The sequence below is a fragment of the Nocardiopsis sp. FR4 genome (assembly GCF_009830945.1).
Lineage (GTDB): Bacteria > Actinomycetota > Actinomycetes > Streptosporangiales > Streptosporangiaceae > Nocardiopsis.
The window spans coordinates 132,532-148,969 of sequence record NZ_VWVV01000008.1 but is presented as its reverse complement, the minus strand read 5'-3'; the positions used below and the strand labels follow the sequence as shown (position 1 = coordinate 148,969).

Annotated in this window: 14 protein-coding genes and 2 pseudogenes; 11 read left to right on the top strand and 5 right to left on the bottom strand. The window is 73.5% G+C overall.

Features of this window, described 5'->3' with window-relative positions; translation table 11 throughout:
- Window positions 1–35 precede the first annotated feature (35 nt).
- On the bottom strand, window positions 36–833 hold the full coding sequence (locus FYW95_RS10025) for an endonuclease V (RefSeq protein ID WP_159943143.1): 798 nt from the start codon (window positions 831–833) through the stop codon (window positions 36–38).
- Between the two features lie 215 nt (window positions 834–1,048).
- Here FYW95_RS10025 and FYW95_RS10020 point away from each other — a divergent pair.
- The 4 genes and pseudogenes from FYW95_RS10020 to FYW95_RS10005 all read left to right on the top strand — a co-directional run bounded on the left by FYW95_RS10020 (window position 1,049) and on the right by FYW95_RS10005 (window position 4,171).
- Window positions 1,049–1,784, top strand: a pseudogene (locus FYW95_RS10020) (ATP-binding cassette domain-containing protein).
- Window positions 1,771–2,925, top strand: a pseudogene (locus FYW95_RS10015) (YhgE/Pip family protein); the annotation flags it as partial. The pseudogenes FYW95_RS10020 and FYW95_RS10015, both read left to right, overlap by 14 nt.
- 148 nt (window positions 2,926–3,073) lie before the next feature.
- A complete protein-coding gene (locus FYW95_RS10010; RefSeq protein ID WP_159943181.1) occupies window positions 3,074–3,718 on the top strand; it encodes a TetR/AcrR family transcriptional regulator in 645 nt (214 codons plus the stop codon).
- A gap of 57 nt (window positions 3,719–3,775) precedes the next feature.
- Window positions 3,776–4,171 carry a DUF3592 domain-containing protein gene (locus FYW95_RS10005; RefSeq protein ID WP_159943144.1) on the top strand — a complete coding sequence of 132 codons (396 nt, stop codon included), beginning with the start codon at window positions 3,776–3,778 and terminating at the stop codon, window positions 4,169–4,171.
- On the opposite strand, the gene FYW95_RS28875 is transcribed toward FYW95_RS10005, so the two are convergent.
- On the bottom strand, window positions 4,168–4,659 hold the full coding sequence (locus tag FYW95_RS28875) for a hypothetical protein (RefSeq protein WP_370463243.1): 492 nt from the start codon (window positions 4,657–4,659) through the stop codon (window positions 4,168–4,170). The genes FYW95_RS10005 and FYW95_RS28875 overlap by 4 nt on opposite strands.
- A 946-nt stretch (window positions 4,660–5,605) precedes the next feature.
- On the opposite strand from FYW95_RS28875, the gene FYW95_RS09995 reads away from it, so the two are divergent.
- From FYW95_RS09995 to FYW95_RS09965, 7 genes are all read left to right on the top strand, one after another.
- The gene (locus tag FYW95_RS09995; RefSeq protein WP_255459412.1) at window positions 5,606–8,158 is read left to right on the top strand and encodes a sensor histidine kinase; all 2,553 of its coding nucleotides are present in this window, start codon (window positions 5,606–5,608) and stop codon (window positions 8,156–8,158) included.
- A 2-nt stretch (window positions 8,159–8,160) separates the two neighbouring features.
- Complete coding sequence (locus FYW95_RS09990) at window positions 8,161–8,616, top strand: roadblock/LC7 domain-containing protein (RefSeq protein WP_159943146.1); 456 nt, start codon at window positions 8,161–8,163, stop codon at window positions 8,614–8,616.
- Between the two features lie 8 nt (window positions 8,617–8,624).
- Window positions 8,625–9,059, top strand: coding sequence for a DUF742 domain-containing protein (locus FYW95_RS09985; protein ID WP_159943147.1), 435 nt, complete (start codon window positions 8,625–8,627; stop codon window positions 9,057–9,059).
- Window positions 9,040–9,621: a GTP-binding protein gene (locus tag FYW95_RS09980; RefSeq protein WP_159943148.1), complete on the top strand. Its 582-nt coding sequence runs from the start codon at window positions 9,040–9,042 to the stop codon at window positions 9,619–9,621. The genes FYW95_RS09985 and FYW95_RS09980 overlap by 20 nt, the downstream gene beginning before the upstream one ends.
- A 253-nt stretch (window positions 9,622–9,874) precedes the next feature.
- Window positions 9,875–10,840, top strand: a complete 966-nt coding sequence (locus FYW95_RS09975; protein WP_160050285.1) for an oxygenase MpaB family protein — start codon at window positions 9,875–9,877, stop codon at window positions 10,838–10,840.
- Window positions 10,841–10,925: 85 nt separating this feature from the next.
- On the top strand, window positions 10,926–11,876 hold the full coding sequence (locus FYW95_RS09970; RefSeq protein WP_160050284.1) for an oxygenase MpaB family protein: 951 nt from the start codon (window positions 10,926–10,928) through the stop codon (window positions 11,874–11,876).
- Window positions 11,873–13,219 carry an MFS transporter gene (locus FYW95_RS09965; RefSeq protein ID WP_160050283.1) on the top strand — a complete coding sequence of 449 codons (1,347 nt, stop codon included), beginning with the start codon at window positions 11,873–11,875 and terminating at the stop codon, window positions 13,217–13,219. Before FYW95_RS09970 ends, FYW95_RS09965 begins: the two co-directional genes overlap by 4 nt.
- A gap of 80 nt (window positions 13,220–13,299) precedes the next feature.
- Here the strand turns inward: FYW95_RS09965 and FYW95_RS09960 are convergent, their stop codons facing one another.
- From FYW95_RS09960 to FYW95_RS09950, 3 genes are read right to left on the bottom strand one after another with little or no spacing between them, the layout of a single operon-like run.
- Window positions 13,300–14,052, bottom strand: a complete 753-nt coding sequence (locus FYW95_RS09960; RefSeq protein ID WP_159943152.1) for a decaprenylphospho-beta-D-erythro-pentofuranosid-2-ulose 2-reductase — start codon at window positions 14,050–14,052, stop codon at window positions 13,300–13,302.
- 41 nt (window positions 14,053–14,093) lie between these two features.
- Window positions 14,094–15,464, bottom strand: a complete 1,371-nt coding sequence (locus FYW95_RS09955; protein ID WP_159943153.1) for an FAD-binding protein — start codon at window positions 15,462–15,464, stop codon at window positions 14,094–14,096.
- Complete coding sequence (locus FYW95_RS09950; RefSeq protein ID WP_370463244.1) at window positions 15,461–16,390, bottom strand: decaprenyl-phosphate phosphoribosyltransferase; 930 nt, start codon at window positions 16,388–16,390, stop codon at window positions 15,461–15,463. Before FYW95_RS09950 ends, FYW95_RS09955 begins: the two co-directional genes overlap by 4 nt.
- Window positions 16,391–16,438: the final 48 nt, after the last annotated feature.

Genomic DNA, 16,438 nt, shown 5'->3' with positions numbered 1-16,438 from the left:
GGGGCGGCCCGGTGCTCCGGCACGTCCCGGAAACCTCAGGACACGGGCTCCGCGCCGCCGCCCTCCGGGGCCCGCTTCCGGGCGAGTACCGCCTTGCGGTGCTCACCGCACAGCCGATCCGCGTGCCGGACCGGCTCGGGGACCCGGTACCTGGGCGACATCCGCAGCACCAGCTCGGCGGCGCCCTCCAGGTCCACCCGGTGGCCGACGGACACGTAGACCGGCTTGACGCCCGCGCGGGTGCGCAGCACGCGTCCGATCACCTCGGCCCCCGACTCCGCGAGCGCGAAGGAGTCGGGCACCACCTCCGAACGCCCGGCGACCATCGGCGTCCAGGACCCCCGCTCGTTCCCCGGCACGCTGTGCCTGCCGTAGAGCACCGACTTGGCCGAGCCCACCACCGGCAGGTCCAGGAGCACGCCCAGGTGGGAGGCCACGCCAAACCGCCGGGGGTGCGCCAGCCCGAAGCCGTCGCACAGGTACACGTCGGGGGTCACCTTCAGCCGCCCCAGGGCCTCCAGCACCGGCGGGGCCTCGCGGAACCCGAAGAGCCCCGAGATGTAGGGGAAGGACGGCTCGGAGGAGATGGCCGCGGTCTCCACCACCTCCAGGGTCCGCACGTCCATGACCACGGCCGCCGCGGAGAGCGCCGTGTTGTCCGTGGCGTAGCTGACGTCCAGCCCGGCCACCAGCCGCACCGCGTCCGGGTCAAGCGGCTCCTGGCGCACCCGGTCGGCCAGGCGCCGCTGGAGCGCGACGGCTTCCCTGGGGTCGTCCGGCCAGTTGTCGGGGTCGTCCAGAACCCGTGCGACCCGTTCAGAGATCTCCGACACCCTGATCCTCCCGTTCGTCCGACGCGCCGGATGCCCATCCAACCGCATCCGGCCCCTCCCCTACCCCGGTCGGCCCGTCCCCCCTCCCGGCTCCGGCCACCGCGCGCTGTGCGGCACCCCACAGCCCCCGGCGCCCGGACCCGGCGGACCGGCGGAGTACGGTGGGAGCACACTTTTGCACTGACCAGTCAGTTCAAAAATGGAGGGGAACGGGAATGCTACGGGCCGCAGGAGCCCGTGTCCGCGCCGAGGGCGTCGAGCTCACCACGCGCGAGGGCCCCGTGTACACGGGGGTCGGTTTCACCGCCCGCGCGGGCACGCTCACCGTCTTCCAGGCCGACTCCGGGGCGGGCGCAGCGCCCTGCTGCTGACCCTGACCGGCCGGATGCGCCCCTCCGGCGGAACCCTGCACGTGGACGGCCACGCGCTGCCCCGGTACTCCCGGCGGGTCCGCCGGATCAGCGCGCTCGGGCTGATGGACGGGGTCAACCCGCTGGACGAGAGGCTCCGGGTGCGCGAACACCTCTCCGAGGGCCTGCTGCTGCGGATGCGCCCCGCCGCGCGGAGCCTGGCCGACGAGGCCCTGGCCGCCGCCGGGCTCGACGGCCTCGACCGCACAGCCCCGGTCCGGAAGCTGTCCATGCTCGAACGCCGCCGACTGGTCGTGGCCCTGGCGCCGCTGGCCGAACCCCGCCTCCTGGCCGTGGACGACGTGGACGGCGGCCTGTCCCCCGAGCACCAGACCGAGCTGTGGCGCACCCTCAAACGGCTGGCGCGAACGACGGTATGACCGTGATCGCCACCTGCGCCGACGCCGGCGCCCTGGGCGGGTGCGCCGACCACGACACCCAGGGTCCGCTCCCCCTGCGCCAGGAACCGTCCGGCCGCGCCTCCGGGGCCGGTCCGCGCACCCTCCGAGACGGGGAGGAGGGCGGCCGTGGCCCGGCGTAGACGCGTCCGCCGCCCCCTCGCCGTCCCGCGGCTGGGCCTGTTGACGGCGCGCTCCTTCCTCCGCTCACCGCTGCCCGCCGCCGCGCTGCTCGCGTCCTGCTCATCCCCCTGCTGTACTCGGGCATGTACCTGTGGTCGTTCTGGGACCCGTTCGGCGGACTGGAGCGGCTGCCCGTCGCCCTGGTCAACGAGGACCGGCCGGTCACGGTCGAGGACCGTGAGGTCAACGCCGGGGCGGAGCTGACCGACACGCCCCTGGAGCGCGGCGGCCTCGACTGGCACCCGGTCAGCGCGGAGGAGGCGGCGCGCGGGGTCCGCGACGGCACCTACTACGTCTCGCTGACCATCCCCGCCGACTTCAGCGCCGACCTGGCCTCGCCCGCCCGCGACCACGAGTCCCCGGCACCGGCGACCCTGCGGGCGCGCTACGACGGCTCCAACGGCTTCGTCGTCCGCCAGCTGGCCGGAAGCGCGTTCCGCGTGGTCCGCGACGCCGCGGCGGCCTCCGCGCTCGATGACTACCTGGACCGGATCTTCCTCGGGTTCAACGAGATCCACGGACGGAGGAGGCCGCCGAGGGGGCCGGCGACCTGGACACCGGACTGGGAGAGCTCAGCGGAGGCGCCGGGGAGCTGCACTCGGGCTGGGGGAGCTGTCCTCGGGCTCCGACGAGCTGGCCCGGGGCCTGGACGAGGGGGCGAACGAGATCCCCACCTACTCGGACCGCGGCCGCGGGAACGCCTCGGAGACGATGAGCCGACCCGTCCGGCTGGACGGCGCGGTCGCCAACGAGGCGCCCGACTACGGAACCGGTTTCGCCCCCTTCTTCGTCCCCCTGTCCCTGTGGGTGGGCGCGATGGTGGTGTTCATGGTGCTGCCCGCTCTGTCCGCGCGCGCCCTGGTCTCCTCCGTCCCCTCGTGGCGGGTGGCGCTGGCCGGCCGGGTGGTGCCGCTGACGTCGGCGGGCGGCACCTACCCGGTCGAGACCAGCCCGGCCTTCTTCCAGGCCGTCGGCCCGTTCCTACCGCTGAGCTGGGCCGTGACCGCGCCGCGCCACCTGATCAGCGGCGGCGACACGGCCCCGGTGTGGTCGGCGTTCGGAGTGACGTCCCTGTGGCTGGTGGTCCCGCTGCTGCTGACCTGATGGACGGTGGAGCGCAGGCGCACGCGGACGATGTCCGCCCTGCACCCCGCGCTGAAGCTGTGAGCGGCCGAACCGGTCCCCGGAGTGGTCCCGGGAGGGGGCCGCGGGGACCGGACATGGCGTGTCCACCGTGAACACGGGCACAATGGACGGGATGAGTACGCGCACCCCTGGCCGGCCGGTGAGCGGCCGCCGGGCCACGACCCGGCGCCGCCTGTTCGAGGCGGCGGTCACGCTGATCTCCGAACAGGGGTACGGCGCCACGACCGTCGACGAGATCGCCGAGCGCGCGGGGGTGGCCAAGGGCACCGTCTACTACAACTTCGGCGGCAAGGACGAGCTGTACGCCGCGCTGATGGAGTGGGGCGTGAGCCGGTTGGCCGACACCCTCAAGGAGGCGGTGCCCGCGCCCGGGGCCGGGGTCCCGCCGCGTGCGGCGCTCGCCGCCGTGCTCCGCGCCGGGGTGGTGTTCATCGGCGAGCACGAGGCGCTGGCGCGGCTGCTCATGGCGGAGGCCTGGCGCACCAACCGGGCCTGGTACGCCACCGTCCTGCAGATCCGCACCGAGGCCATCGGGGTGATCAGCGGGCTGCTGGAGGAGCTCGCCCGCGAGGGGCGGCTGCGGACGGGCCTGGACACCGGCCTCGCCGGTTCCGCGCTGTTCGGCATGGTGGTGACGGTGGCCCTGGACTGGCGCACGCTCCAGCCCGAACGCCCGGTCGAGGAGGTCCACGCCGCCCTGACCCGTATGGCCGACGGCCTGGTCCTCGCCCCGGAGCCCCCACCGTGACGTCCGCCCCGCCCCGGGGCGGGCCCCCTGCCGCGAACTCCTGAGAGGACGCTCTCGATGGTCAACCTCTATCCCCTGCTCCCCCTGCTGGCCGGAGCGGCCATGCTGTGGGTGGTGGCCCGCGACACGCGTCTGGACCTGCGGCTGGCCCGCCGGGGGACGCGCGCCAAGGCCCGGGTCATCGGCTACCACGAGACCTCCACGGCCTCGCGCATGATCGTGCAGTTCCGCACCGAGGACGGCCAGGAGGTGCACGCCGAGCACGAGAACACGGGGTGGACCGCCTCCCGCGCCGGGGAGATCGTCACCGTGGCCTACGACCCCGACCGGCCCGCGCTGGCCCGGATCGTGTCCGCGCCGTGGCTGTCGCACTGGGTGCGGGGGCTGTTCGGCACGCTGGGCGCGATCCTGGTGTTCACGGGCCTGTTCCTGGGCTACCTGGAGTGGCGCTAGCGGCCACGGCCTCCCCGCGCGGCGCGGAGTAGCGGACCAGGCGCGAGGGCAGTCCCGTCCAGGGTGGACCGAGTGCTCACGCGCACGCCGCAGACCAGGTCGGCCAGGCCCGCGCGGTCGGCGCGGACCAGCGCGGTGCCGGCGTGCGCCGCGGCCACGGCGAGCGCGAGCCAGGGCCGCCCCGAGGCGACGAGGAGGCCCACCGGCGCCTGGAGCAGCGCGGTGCGCGCCAGCACCCGCCAGCGGGCCGCGGGGGCCGGATACCCGGTCGCGACCAGTGCCAGGCGTACCGAGGCCGCGCCCGGGGCGAGGCGGTCACGGCGCAGCCGCGGCAGGACGACGGCAAGGACCAGGGCCAGGGACAGCAGGACGGCGGTCCGGCCCCCGCCGCCGGGGATCCCATCCGCTCCCGGGAGGGCGGCCGCGCCGAACCACCACAGGCCGAGGTCGAGCAGCCCTCCGGTCAGCCGCCGCCCCAGGCCGGGCACCGCGCGGTCGGGGACGGCAGAGGGTCAGCCGCGGGCCCCGCCGGGCGGCGGTGGCACCCAGCGGGCGGTCAGCCAGCCCAGGAGGGACGAGGGGCGCGGCCGCCCACCGAACGTCCCACGCGGCGGGGACCGGGGCGTGCGCGCACAGGCCGTCCGCGGACGCGGGCAGCGGCCGGACCGCGTAGGCGGCCAGTCCCATCCCCGTGCCCAGCGCCGCCGCGGTGAGCAGACCGGGCCAGCCGTGCGGGCGCCCGTAGCGACGGTACTGCCCGCACAGGTAGAGCGCGGCTCCGGTGAGCACCAGCAGCGGAACGGCGGCCACCGCCGCCTCCTGTCCCCCGCCGAACAGCCGGCCCATGTCGCGCCCCCGTACCGCGGCGGTGCCGCACCCGCCCATGGGCGCGCTTCGCCCGCCGTGGGCAACGCTAGTACGCTCCACGCGGAGGCAAGGGCCGAACGCGGATATCCGTTCCCGTACGCCCGGGCATCGCCCCGGGGCCGTTCCGGTCCCGCCACGGCCGCGTCCCGGCCGGTTCCCCGCCCGGCTCACCCCGGAGAGCACCCGGGGCCGGTGAACACCCGGAGCAGGGGTTGCGTACACTCTTCGCTCTATGTGACGTTGGCCCTATTGTCACAATAGTTAACGGAGAGAACAGACCCACCATCGCGTCCGAGAAGTGAACATTCTCGCCTTTCGTGGCAGACTGCCTTCACCACCCGGATATTTCAGCGTTTCACCGGCGAGATACGATCCCCACGCCGAAATGCCGTGTTTGTGGTTACCCTGCGGTACGCCCCGCGTCGAGAACCCCCGACGGACGCCGCCCGCGGGGCAGGAGGCCGCGCGCAGGCGGACCGAGAAACGCCGGGCCACGGGCACCCGGTGACCGCGGCCCGCCCCGCACCGCCCCCGACAAGACTCCGGACGCGGATCGACAGGAGAACCGTGCAGTCAGTACCCCAGCGACGCGGGCGAAGCATCACCGCCCGCATCCGCGCAATGGTCATGATTCCCACCACCGCGTTGGTGGTGCTCTGGTTGGTCCTCACCTTCGTCCTCACCGGTGACGCGGTCATGAAGCTCCTCCGCGCCCAGGCCACCGAGGACCTGGTCACGCCCGCGGCCGTCGGCCTCGTGGACGTGATGCAGGAGCGGTCGGTCACGGTCGCCTACCTCGAGCACCCCGAGGACCATGAACTGCAGCACCGGCTGGAGGATGTGCGCGAGAGCACGGACGGCTCCCTGGGCGTAGTGGTCGGCGAGCTGATCGGCTTCGCCGACCTGGCCCCCGGCGAGGGCGGCCACCACATCGAGATGCTGCACGCCCAGTACGGCCAGATCGACGCGCTGCGCGCGTCGGTCGACTCCGGCGAGGCCACCCGCGACGAGGTCCTCGACTACTACAACGAGCTGATCCTGCACGGCGCCGACAGTTTCGACAGCCAGGCCCGCCAGGGCAACAGCGGGGAGGCGATCAGCCCCGGCTTCACCGCGACCTACATGTTCCGCACCGTGGACCAGTTCGCGCAGACCGACACCCAGATCGCGCGCGCCTTCGCCAACGACGAGCTCACCGTGGAGGACCAGCGCCGGTTCACCGAGCTGGTCGGGTCCTACGAGAGCCTGCTCGCGGCCAACGGCCACTACCTGGCGGGCGAGGGCCACGAGGAGCGTCTGGAGGCGGTCCTGGCGAGCCAGGAGTACGCCGACCTGACCCGGATGCAGGAAACGATCATGGACCGCCAGGTCACCACCGAGACGGTCACCGACCCGGTCACCCTGGTGCCCAGCGAGGTCGAGGACCTGTCCATGCCGGTGGACGAGGCCGAGTGGTCGGAGGCCTACGACCGCGTGCTCGACGAGTTCACCGACATCGGCGCCGACGAGGCCGTCTACGCCGCCAGCGTGACCCGCTCCCAGGCCAACCAAGCCGTGCTCGTCGCCGCCGCAGGAAGCATCAGTGTCGCGGTCGTCATCCTCGCCGCCTTCCTGCTGGCCCGCCGATCCTCGCAGCGGCTCACCGAGCGCCTGCTGCGCCTGCGCGACGACTCCAACGACCTGGCCGAGCAGCGCCTGCCCGTCCTGATGCGCCGCCTCCACGAGGGCGAGCGCGTGGACATCGGGACCGCCCTGCCCTCCCTCACGGAGGAGGACGACGAGATCGGCGACGTCGCCAGGGCGTTCAACACCGCCCAGCGCGCGGCCGTCGACGAGGCCGTACAGCAGGCCGAGCTGCGCCAGGGCGTCAACCGCGTCTTCCTCAACATCGCGCACCGCAGCCAGACCCTGGTCCACCGGCAGCTGCGCCTGCTGGACCAGATGGAGCGCGAGCAGGAGGACCCCGAGCAGCTGGCCCAGCTGTTCAAGCTCGACCACCTGGCCACCCGGTCCCGCCGCAACGCCGAGAACCTGCTGATCCTGGGGGGCGAGGCTCCGGGACGGACCTGGCACCGCCCGATGCCGCTGATCGACGTCCTGCGCGGGGCCATCTCCGAGTCCGGCGACTACACCCGCGTCAAGCGCGAGCGGATCGCCCGCGTGCACCTCAACGGCCCGGCCGTCGCCGACGTCATCCACCTGGTCGCCGAGCTGGTCGACAACGCCGCGATGTTCTCCCCGCCGCACACCCACGTGCGTCTGAGCAGTGAGGACGTGCCCAACGGCGTGACCATCGAGATCGAGGACCGGGGCCTCGGCATGACCGAGAGCGAGTTCGAGGCCGCGAACGCGCTGCTGGCCAGCCCGCCCAAGTTCGACGTGATGCGCCTCAACGAGAAGATGCGCCTCGGCCTGTTCGTGGTCTCGCACCTGGCGCACCGCCACGGCATCCGCGTGCACCTGCGCCCCTCCCCCTACGGCGGCGTGCAGGCGATCGTGCTGCTGCCGCACGAGCTGATCTCCGGTGACCGCGCCTCTCTGCCCGCGTCCGAGGACGGCGGCGAGGACGTCTGGGAGGTGCGCGAGATCCTCGACCGCTCGCCCGATCCGGTGGGCTCGGGCGCCGGCACCCGGCCCGTGCTGACCTCGGTGACCGCCGGGGACGCGCTGGGGGAGACCGGGGAACCCGCCCCGCGGACCGCCTCCCCCGAGGCTCCGCCCGTCCGCGAGGGCGCGCGGAGCGACGGGACCGGGGACGAGGGCCCGGCCCCCACCGAGGACGCCGAACGCCCCCCGCTGCCCACCCGGACCCCGACCATCAGCGCGGTCCCCTCCGCCGACACCGCGGCCGGGGACGGCGCACCGTCCCCCGTGGTCGAGGCCGGGGACGGACGTCCCCCGCTGCCCAAGCGGCGTCCCCAGGAGAACCTGGCACCGCAGCTGGCGACCGACTCCACGTCCGACCTCCTGGGCGGCCCCGCGACGGACGGGGCCTCCGCCCAGGGCGGCGCGGAGCGGCTGGCTCGCCTGCGCCGGAACATGTCCGCGTTCCAGCAGGGGACTGACCGCGGACGGCGCGAAGGCAAGCAGCAGACCAACGACACCGACAAGGACGCGTAACCGTGACGAGTACTCCCGAAAGCGCCCAGCGTGACAGTGGAAGCGGCGCGGGCAAGAAGGACATCGACTGGCTGCTGGACGAGCTGCTCGACCGGGCGGTGGGTTCCCGGCACGCCATCGTGCTGTCCGCCGACGGCCTGTTGATCGGGCGCTCCCGCGACCTGGGCAAGGAGGACGCCGAGCACCTGTCCGCGGTGGCGTCCGCCTTCCAGAGCCTGGCCCGGGGCACGGGGCGCCACTTCGGCGGCGGCGAGGTCCTGCAGACCGTGGTGGAGATGGAGAACGCCTACCTGTTCGTCACCGGGGCCGGACGCGGCGCGTGCCTGGCGGTGCTGGCCGAGGAGAGCGCCGACGTCGGCCTCATCGCCTACGAGATGAACGTCCTGGTCGAACAGGTGGGTCGCTATCTGGACGCGGCGCCCAGGCACGAGGACTCCTCCGGGGAAGCCGCACGTTAGGGGACGGTATGCAAGCGCACAACGAGTTGCCACCGGACGAGGCACCGCACGGCCTGCCGCAACGCGACGCGGTCGGCGGATACGACGACGCGGCCCGCGACGACGCCGGGCCGCTCGTCCGCCCGTACGTGATCGCGCAGGGCCGCGACCACGCGGACACCGTCCAGCTGGACATGATCAGCGTGGTGATCGCGGCCAAGCGCGCCGAGGTCGACGAGATGGCGCTGGAGCCGGAACAGGTCCGCATCCTGGAACTGTGCCGCCGTCCCCAGTCGGTCGCCGAGGTGTCCGCCCACCTGGACATCCCGGTGGCCGTGGTCAAGGTCCTGCTGAGCGACCTCCTCAACCGCGGCCTCGCGTTGGCCCGCGCCCCCTACACAGCGAAGAGCCCGGTGAGCCGGGACGTACTCCAGGCGGTTCTCGATGGCATCCAACGACTCTGACGACACGCAGGCACCCGTCCCGGCGGCGCTGAAGATCCTGGTGGCCGGGGGCTTCGGGGCCGGTAAGACCACGCTGGTCGGATCGGTCAGCGAGATCACCCCCCTGAGCACCGAGGAGGTGATGACCGAGGCCAGCTACGGCATCGACGACCTGTCGGGGGTGGAGTCCAAGACCACCACCACCGTGGCACTGGACTTCGGCCGCATCACCATCAACTCCGGGCTGGTGCTGTACCTGTTCGGCACGCCCGGCCAGGAGCGGTTCTGGTTCATGTGGGAGGAGCTGTCCGAGGGCGCGCTGGGCGCGGTGGTCATCGCCGACACGCGTCGCCTGGAGACCTGCTTCGCCTCGGTGGACTTCTTCGAGCGGCGCGGTGTGCCGTTCGTGGTGGCGGTGAACTGCTTCGAGGGCGCCCACACCTACTCGCCCGAGGAGGTGCGCGAGGCGCTGAGCCTGAACCCGGCGGTCCCGGTCGTGCTGTGCGACGCGCGCGAACGCGCCTCCGCCAAGAACGTGCTGGTAACACTGGTCAACCGGCTGGTCGAGCAGACGGCGGCCTGAGCACGGGCACGGCGAAGGGGGTCGGAGGCACTGCCTCCGGCCCCTTCGCCGTGCGGGCACCGCGTCTCCCGCCGCGGAGGGCGTGACGCGCGCATTACGGACACACATCCGGATTCCGGACAGGATCGGACGCCAAGAAAAGCTGTACACAAGGAGCTTCCGGGTAAAGTGCGCCCCGTGGAGCGCCGCCAGGCGCACCCCCGCAGACCGTGGACCCGTCCGGGCGGGCCCACAGAGGTGACTGGAGTTCCCCATGAAGCGGTTCGAGTGGCGCGACCGGATCCACACCCTGGACGCCGAGGCCGACTGCGAGCGGATCACGCGGATCCTCGCCACCCACGAGTTCCCCTGGGACATGGAGCAAGCCCTGGGCCTGGCCCTGTACCGGACCTACGCCGTGCCCAGCATCGGCGAACTGCTGGCGCACACGCGTGAGTTCACCGAGCGCACGCAGCACCGCTACGACGACACCACGCTGATCCTCAACGACATCATGGAGCACGGCTTCGAGCCCGGCCGCGGCCGCGACGCCCTGCGCCGGATGAACCAGATGCACCGCTCCTACGACATCAGCAACGACGACTACCGGTACGTGCTCAGCACCTTCGTGGTCATGCCCGTGCGCTGGCTCAACGACTACGGCTACGGCTGGCGCAGGCTGAGCGACCACGAGACCGCCGCGATCACCCACTACTACCGCAAACTCGGAAAGTACATGGGGATCAAGGACATCCCCGGGACCTACGAGGAGTTCCGCGACCTCCTCGACTCCTACGAAAAGGAGCACTTCGCCTACACCGAGGGCGGCCGGGCGGTCTCCGACGCCACCCTGGAGCTGATGGCGGACTTCTACCCCGCCTGGCAGCGGCCGCTGGTGCGCCCCTTCACCAGGGCGCTGCTGGACGACCGGCTCATCCGCGCCTTCGACTATCCCGAGCCCTCGGCCGCCTGGCGCCGGCTCAGCCACGCCGCGCTGAGGCTGCGGGCGCGGGTGGTGCGGCTGATGCCGCCGCGCACCGAGCCGCGCCTGGCCCGGCAGAGCCCCAACATCCGCAGCTACCCCGGCGGCTACGACCCGTCCCGGATCGGCACCTTCCCCCAGGGGTGCCCGGTCCCGCACGACATGGTCACCCGCGAGGTCCCCGCCACCGGCGCCCGCGTGCCCGCCGAGGGCCAGGCCGTCGGTTCCCCGACGGCCCCCGAGGCCACGGAGAGGTAGCGGAGCACGGAGAAGCTCCCCCGCCACTCCCCGACTTCCCCACCAGGACACCCCCACCCCCGTACTCCCCGTAAGGAAGAGTCGAATGAAGCGTTTCGATCTCCGGGACGAGATCCACCGCCTGGACGCCGAGGCCGACTGCGTGCGGATCATGCAGATCCTCAACGCCCACGAGTTCCCCTGGGACATGGGTCGGGCGCTGGGCATCGCCCTGTACCGGACCTACGCCGTGCCCAGCATCGGCGAACTGCTCGGCAGGACCAACGAGTTCACCGGCAGCACGCAGAAGCGCTACGACGACACCGCGCTGATCCTCAACAACATGATGCGGTACGGGTTCGAACCGGGTAAGGGGCGCGACTCGCTGCGCCGGATGAACCAGATGCACCGCTCCTACGACATCAGCAACGACGACTACCGGTACGTGCTCAGCACCTTCGTGGTCATGCCCGTGCGCTGGCTCAACGACTACGGCTACGGCTGGCGCAGGCTGAGCGACCACGAGACCGCCGCGATCACCCACTACTACCGCAAACTCGGAAAGTACATGGGGATCAAGGACATCCCCGGGACCTACGAGGAGTTCCGCGACCTCCTCGACTCCTACGAAAAGGAGCACTTCGCCTACACCGAGGGCGGCCGGAGGGTCTCCGACGCCACCCTGGACCTCATGGTGACCTTCTACCCCAAGCGCGTGGCGGGGCTGGCCCGGAAGTTCTCCATGGCGATCCTGGACGAGTCGCTCATCGAGGCCTTCCGCTACGAACCGCCCAGCCGGGCCTGGCGCCGCTCGGCCGACCTCGCCCTGAAGCTGCGCGCCAGCGTGGTACGGCGGATGAGGCCGCGCGAGGAGCCGCTGTGGGCGGACGGCAACCCGAACATCCGCAGCTACCCCCAGGGCTACGACGTCAACCGGATCGGCACGTTCCCGGCCACCTGCCCGGTGGCGCACGACGTGGACCCGGTCGGCCACGAGGAGCTGTACGGAGCGGAGGGCGGCACGGACACCGCCGCCGCTCCGGAAGGGCGCGCGTGAGCACCACCCTTCCCCCCGCCACGGGTACGGCGCCGCTGCCCCGCTCCGTACACGCCTGGTACGGCAGCGGGGCGGTGGCCACGAGCGTCGTCAACACGGTTCCGGGACTGCTGCTCCTGATCTACCTGACCGACACCCTGGCGGTGAGCCCCGCGCTGGCCGGGGCGGTGGTGTTCCTCCCCAAGGTGATCGACCTTGCGGTCAGTCCGTATATCGGCGTCTGGTCCGACAGGACCCGCTCGTCGTGGGGTCCGCGACGGCCGTGGATGCTGGCGGGCGCGCTGACCCTCCCGCTGTTCTTCGCCGCGATGTTCGCCGGGCCGCCGCTGGAGGGCGGCACCGCCGCGGCCTACGTGGCGGTGGTGTTCGTGGCCGCCGCGCTGGCCTCCTCCGTGTTCCAGGTGCCGCACACCGCGATGCCCGGGGAGATCACCGCCGACTACCACGAGCGGTCCACGTTCAACACCTGGCGCACGGCCTTCGTCGGACTCGCGCTGATGCTGGGCGGCGCCCTGGCCCCGGTCATCCAGTCCTCCGCCGGGGACGACGTGATCGGGTACCGGACGATGGGCCTGGTCATGGGCGGCGTGGTGCTGGTGTCGATGCTGGGCGCGGTGGCCGGGACGCGCCGGGCGCCGCGTCCGGCGCACCCGCACCGCTCCGAGGGCCTTCCGGCCCAGCTCCGGGCGGCCTTCGCCCACCGGCACTTCCGGGTGCTGTTCCCCGCCAACCTGCTGATGGCGGTGGCCCAGGGCACCATGGTGACCGGTGTGCCGTACGTGACCTCCAACGTCATGGGCGAACCGCGGTACACGAGCATTCTCATGGTCTGCGTGCTGGTGCCGCTGATCGCGTCGGCGCCGCTGTGGAAGCGCCTGTCGGTGCGGGTGGACAAGCGCAGGGCCGCCGGATACTCGGCCGTGGTGTTCGCCCTGGGCGGCCTGGGACTGCTGATGATCCCTGCGTGGGGCGTGCCCGGCGCGGTGGTCTCGTCCGTACTCGTGGGGGTGGGCCTGTCCGGGGCGACGCTGCTGCCGTGGTCGATGCTGGCGGACTGCCTGGCCGCAGGCGACGCGTCGGGCCGCCGCCAGGGCGGCGTGCTGTCGGGCCTGTGGACCTCGGGCGAGGCGATGGCCCAGGCGGTGGGCACCGGCCTGCTGTCCCTGGCGCTGGCGGTGAGCGGATACGTGGAGTCGGGGGCCGGGGAGGCGGTCCGGCAGAGCGACGAGGCCCTGCGCGGCATGCTCGTGGGCAGCACGCTGGTGCCCGCCGCGGTGATGCTGTGCTGCCTGGTCCCGCTGTCCTCCTACCGTCTTTCCGCCGCCGACCCGGAACGCGGCTGACCGCGGTGCCTCCACGGTCCCCGCCTCCGGAAGGGCGCGGGCGTTCACGACCGCTGACGCGGGGAGCCCGGCCGGACGCCTCAGCGGCCGAGACGGCGCCACAGGGAGCGCGGCACCAGCCGCATCCCGGTGAAGAGCGGCTGGAGCACCCGCGGCGCCCACACGGTGGTGGCCCGGGAGCGCAGCCCCGCCGAGACCGCCTCCGCGACCTGGCCAGGGGTGGCCGGGAACGGGGCGGGGGCCACGTGCGCGGACATCCGCGTGGGCACGTAGCCCGGCCGCACCACCAGCACCCGCGCCCCGGAGCCGTGCAGGGAGTCGGCGAGCCCCTGCGCGAAGCCGTCCAGGCCCGCCTTGGCCGACCCGTACACGTAGTTGAACCTGCGGACCCGCACGCCCGCGACGGAGGAGAGCACCACCAGGGCCCCGTGCCCCTGCTCGCGCAGGCGGGCGGCCACGGCCAGGCCGGCGGACACGTGCCCGCCGTAGTTGACGGCGGCCGCGCGCGCCGCGGCGGCCGGATCGGCCTCGTACGCGGACTGCTCTCCCAGCACCCCGAACGCGTCCACCACAACGTCCAGGTCACCCACGAGCGCCACCGCCTCCGCGACGGTGCCGGTGTGGGTCTCGGGCAGGCTGGCGTCGAAGTCCACCGAGTACACGTCGGCGCCCAGCGCGGTGAGCGCCCCCGGCACGGGGTCCACCCCGCCCCGGGCGGCCAGCACCACCTCGCGGGCCCCCTCGCGGACCAGCCGTTCGACGATGGCCAGGCCGATCTCACTGCGGCCGCCGAGCAGCAGCACGCTGCGCACCGATCCCACCGAGTCACGCACGGTCGCGTCCCCTTCCCGAAGTCCTCTGGAACGTCCTGGCGTCACAGCAGCCGCAGGCGCCGGGCCAGGTCGGAGACCATCACCCCGCCCGGGTCGGCGCGCTCGCGCGTCCGCCGCCACGCGGGAAGCCCGGGGTACATGGCGTGCACGGTCTCGGCCCGGGCCCGGCTGTCCTTGGCCAGGTACAGGCGTCCCCCCGAGTCGAGCACCCGCTCGTCGAAGCCGTGCAGCACCGCGCCGAGGCCGGGCAGGCCGGCGGGCAGGTCCACGGCCAGCGACCAGCCCGGCCGGGGAAAGGACAGCGGCGCCGGGGTCGGCGCGCCCATCCTCTTCAGCACCGCCAGGAACGAGGGGACCCGGGCACGGGACAGCCGCTCGGCCACGTGCGCCAGCGTCCCCTCGGCCCCGAAGGGCACCACGAACTGGTACTGCACCGCACCAGGGCGCCCGTACATCCGGTTCCAGTCCCGTAGGGCGTCCAGGGGGTGGAAGTAGTCGCCCACCGGCTGGACCTGCCCGCGCCGCCGCAGCGGCGCGCGGGCGTGGCGCAGCGCGTTGAAGGCGCCCACGCTCCACCGGTTGAGGGCTCCCGCAGGCGGGGTCAGGGGCGGCACGGGCAGGCTCGTGCTCCGGTACCGCAGCGGGTCGCGGCGCGTCCGGGGAGGCAGGTCGCGGGGAAGCGCGTGCCGGGCCCGGGTGACCACCCCCCGTCCCAGGGCACCGCCCCGGGCGAACAGGTCCAGCCAGGCCACCGAGTAGCGGTGGCCGGTGTCCGCCATCAGCTCCAGGGTGGCCTCCAGGTCCGCGGTCCGGTCGGTGTCCACCGCCATGTACGCGGTCTCCACCGGCTGGACGGCCACGGTGACCTCCGTGACCACGCCGGTCAGGCCCATGCCCCCCACGGTCGCCCAGAACAGGTCGGGGTCCTCTCCCCCGGGCCCCAGGCGGCGCGTGCGCCCGTCCGGGGTGACCAGGGTGAGGGCGCGCACGTGTGCGCCGAGGGAGGAGTCGGCCGGGTGGTTCTTGCCGTGGACGTCGGCGGCGACGGCCCCGCCCAGGGTGACGTGGCGGGTCCCGGGGGTGACGGGGACGAAGTACCCCCGGCGCAGCAGGTGGGTGAGGAGGCGGTCCATGCTGGTGCCCGCCGGGGCGGTCACCTCGGCTCGGGCGGCGTCCAGGCGCACGGGGCCGGTGAGCCCGGTGCAGTCCAGGACCAGGCCCCCGGCGTCCTGGGCGGCGTCGCCGTAGGAGCGGCCGAGTCCGCGCGGCAGCGCCCCGCGCTCCCCGGCCCGGGACAGCGCCTCGGCTACCTGCTCGGCCGTGCGCGGGCGCACGACGCGGGCGGCCGTGGGCGCGGTGCGCCCCCACCCGTGCAGCAGGGTCCGCCGGCCGCTCGCCGGCTCGTCGTTCACAGGTAGATCCCCAGGGCCACCAGCGCCGCGAGGGAGCCGAGGGCCAGTTGCAGGGGGCGGTCGCGCAGGGCGATCTCCTCGGGCTCCTCGCCCACCCCCCGCTCCACGAGCAGGTTGTAGCGCAGGACGAACATGATGAAGGGAACGATACTCACCGCGTGGAAGAGGGCCCGCGCCCCCTCCGCCTGGTCCAGCGCCCACAGGCAGTAGGTGACGATCATGGCGCCCGAGGCCATGGTCCGGGTCTGGGTCAGGTAGGAGGTGGTGTAGCCGCGCAGGGCCGGGCGGACCGCGCCGGCGGCCTCCTCCCGGTCGGCGCGCAGTTCCGCCTCGCGCTTGCCGACCACCACCAGGAGCGCGGCCAGCGACACCACGATGACGAACCACGAGGTCAGCGGCACGCCGACGGCGACTCCGCCCGCGACGGCGCGCAGCACGTGGCAGGCTGCGACCGTCACCAGGTCGCACACCACCACGTCCTTGAGGCGCCGGGTGTAGGCCTGCGTGAGCAGGACGTACCCGGTGAGCAGCGCGGTCAGCGGGAGGTTGCCCAGGGCCAGGGAGGCCAGCGGCGCCGCGACGCTCAGCAGCGCTCCCGCCGCGACGGCCGCCGGGACCGGGAGCGCCCCGGAGGCGACGGGCCGGTGGCGCTTGCGCGGGTGCGCGCGGTCGCGGTGCGCGTCGTGGACGTCGTTGAGCAGGTAGGTGCCGCTGGCCGCCGCGCAGAACAGGGCGAACACCGCAGCGCAGGCCGCCAGGGCCTCGGGACTGGAGAGCACCCCGGCGGTCGCGGGGGCGGCCAGGACGAGGAGGTTCTTGAGCCACTGCCGGGGGCGGCACGCGGCGACCAGCGCGGCGACCGCCCCCCGGCCGCCGCGCGGTACCTCGCCCGCCGGCGCCGACGCGGCCCGCACCCGCTCCGTCACCGCGCCCCGGGGACGCGGACGGCGGCGGGACGCGGACCGGGGGCGCTC